Here is a 2,802-nt window from a genome sequence, read left to right as displayed (position 1 = left end):
CTGTTAGTATTCTTGCTGTTGGAAGACCTGTACTTGGCCCGCCGCGCTGAGTATCTATAATCACAACAGGCTGCTCAGTGATTCCTGCTAATCCAATCGACTCCATCATTAAGGATAAACCTGGTCCAGCTGATGCTGTCAGCGCACGTACGCCTGCATAGTTAGCTCCGATAGCCATCGTACATGCTGCGATTTCATCTTCTGTTTGAATAACGGTTCCACCAAATTGAGGAAGCTTTTTAATTAAGTATTCCATGATTTCTGAAGCAGGAGTAATTGGATATGCTGGCATAAAACGAGCCCCACCGGCTAAAGCACCCAGCGCAATCGCATCGTTTCCAATCATAAACATACGTTTTTTACCATCCACTGGATCTAGTTTCATTGTTTCTAATTGTTCGCCTAGCTGTTCACGAATGTAATCTGCACCTTTTTTAATAGCTTCCATGTTTTTTTGTACAACTTTTTGGCCCTTTTTACCGAAGATTTCAAGTACTACTTCTTCAAATACTTCTGTGTCAATATGAAGCACAGCACTTGAAGCGCCTACAGCAACCATGTTCTTCATTAGCGACGTTCCTAATTCCGTTGCAATTTCCGTAAACGGAACAGCATATAGCGTAGCAGTTGTACATGTTTCGGGCAGACTTGGGTTGAATTTCGCATCTGCAATTACAACGCCTCCTGCGCGCAGCTCATGGACGTTTACATCGATTGTTTCCTGATCGAACGCAACTAAAATATCCAAATCATCTGACACAGATCGAACTTGAGTTGTACTCACTCGAATCTTATTATTTGTATGTCCACCTTTGATACGAGAAGAAAAATGACGATAGCCGTATAAGTAATAACCTAATCGATTTAAAGCGGTTGAAAAAATTTCTCCCGTACTTTCGATTCCCTCACCCTGCTGTCCGCCAACTTTCCATGAAAGTTGCTGTACCATAAATCAACGCCACTCCTTTAATTGCTTATAATATAGAAATCTATTTTATTGATAAAAACTGAAAAAGTAAATTAGCAAACGATTTCATTTGCTTCTGCATTTCACCAACCAAAATCATCTGCAAAACTCCCACAGCACCTTGTGGCTGTGCAGGATACGTTTCTGCTTGAGCAGCTCCATAATCCGTTTTCAATTTTATTCCGATTGCCAGAAAAATGCAACCCTTTCCATTGAATTCTCAATCGTTTTAATTATATTTATATTTAATGAATAAGATGAAGTTTTTTAATGATCTTTTCTGTCTTTACATGAGGCATTAGTATATAAATAACTTCTATAAAAAAGAGCTTTTCCAAGAAGAAAAAGCTCTTTTTTTATTAGCTGCATAGACGATCAGCAAAGTTTTGAAACAGAAAACGTTTTATCTGCTCCTCAGTGTAATGCTTAAGGAGTTCTTCGATTAAATTCGTATACTGTTCATATCTTCCGAGACGATGAACCGTTTTGTCAATGCCGTCAAAGTCAGAGCCAAAACCAACGGAGTATTCGCCTCCTCTTTCACACATGTAATCAAGATGACGGATCACATCCGCTATTTGCGCTTTGGCAGAACTCGTTAAAAATTCAGGCACAAACGTAATGCCAATCACGCCGTTTCGCTTTATTAAAGCATGAATTTGATCGTCTCTTAAATTCCGCGGATGAGAGCACAATACGTGTGAATTGGAATGAGTAGCCACTACATATTGTGCTAGCTCAATCACATCCCAAAAACCTCTTACCGATAAATGAGATACATCCGTCCACACTTTATGTTCATTATTCAATTCAACAACTTCTCTTCCAAAAGAAGATAACCCCGCGCCTCGAAGTTCTAAAATACCGTCACACACGGCATTGCTATAATTCCATGTCAAACCTACTGAGCGTACACCCAGTGAAAACAGTGTCTTTAGGCGAACTAAACTGGTATCAATGGCATCGCAGCCTTCAAGCGTCAGCATTGCTCCTATTTCACCTTTTTTCAAGCTATCTATATCGCGTTTTGAACGAATCCATTTCACACCGGGAAGCGATAAAATATGACTTTGAAACAGCTGGATCATTTCTAACGCAACATCAAAGCGCTGAGCTGCCGGAACCGCTTCTGGAATATAAATAGCGAATAGCTGAACTTTACCGTTTGCTTTTTTTATTCCTTCTAACGTCACATGCAGCGCTGAATCATATGTAAAAGATAAACGTTTATTTAACCAGAGCTTCATCAATACATCACAATGAGCATCAAATATCACAACCCACACCCCTTTAATTCTATACAAAAAGGACCTGTTTGGCTTCTATGCTTTACAGGTCCGTGGTTTTTATAATTATCGCGGCTCTACAATTAATTTAATGGCTGTTCGCTCTTCTCCATCAATTTGAATATCTGTAAAAGCTGGGATGCAGATTAAATCAACCCCACTTGGTGCAACGAACCCTCTTGCGATTGCTACAGCTTTTACTGCTTGATTAAGCGCCCCGGCCCCAATGGCTTGAATTTCTGCTGCGCCGCGTTCGCGCAGCACGCCTGCTAAGGCACCAGCAACTGAATTTGGATTAGACTTTGCTGAAACTTTTAATATTTCCATATCTAGCTCCTCCTTATTCTTTACAATGTATGATGAGAGATCATTAGACCAATGACTTAATTGATTTCAATGTTACTATATTCACGATATGTCAAACGTATTCCTGCTTGTTTTTCCTAAATATTCAAAAACTTATATTTCTACACCTTTCTTTTTTCTTTTTACGTTTTTGACAAAATAAAAAAGCCAACGTATCGTCTTTCGACACATTGACTTTTTCCC

At 39.4% G+C, this 2,802-nt stretch carries 4 protein-coding genes; all 4 read right to left on the bottom strand.

The genetic code is table 11. From position 1 onward, the window contains the following. Positions 1 to 949 (bottom strand): 2-oxoacid:acceptor oxidoreductase family protein (locus AC1DRF_RS21895; RefSeq protein WP_477741692.1); only part of this gene is annotated, 949 nt, incomplete at its 3' end. Positions 950 to 989: 40 nt separating this feature from the next. Next, a complete protein-coding gene (locus tag AC1DRF_RS21890) occupies positions 990 to 1,142 on the bottom strand; it encodes a hypothetical protein (RefSeq protein WP_163158902.1) in 153 nt (50 codons plus the stop codon). A gap of 184 nt (positions 1,143 to 1,326) precedes the next feature. After that, entirely contained in the window at positions 1,327 to 2,244 is a 918-nt protein-coding gene (locus AC1DRF_RS21885) for a dipeptidase (RefSeq protein WP_477741691.1), read from the bottom strand. A 75-nt stretch (positions 2,245 to 2,319) separates the two neighbouring features. Next, positions 2,320 to 2,580, bottom strand: coding sequence for a stage V sporulation protein SpoVS (gene spoVS / locus AC1DRF_RS21880; protein WP_003181955.1), 261 nt, complete (start codon positions 2,578 to 2,580; stop codon positions 2,320 to 2,322). Between the last annotated feature and the right edge of the window lie 222 nt (positions 2,581 to 2,802).

It is taken from the genome of Priestia sp. P5_B4, assembly GCF_056400385.1.
Note: the sequence above shows the minus strand (reverse complement) of the source record. Positions and strands in the feature narration are given on the sequence as shown.

What these genes read in the sequence shown, in the direction of transcription:
- spoVS (WP_003181955.1), bottom strand. Translation starts at nt 2,580, where the DNA reads ATGGAAATATTAAAAGTTTCAGCAAAGTCTAATCCAAATTCAGTTGCT.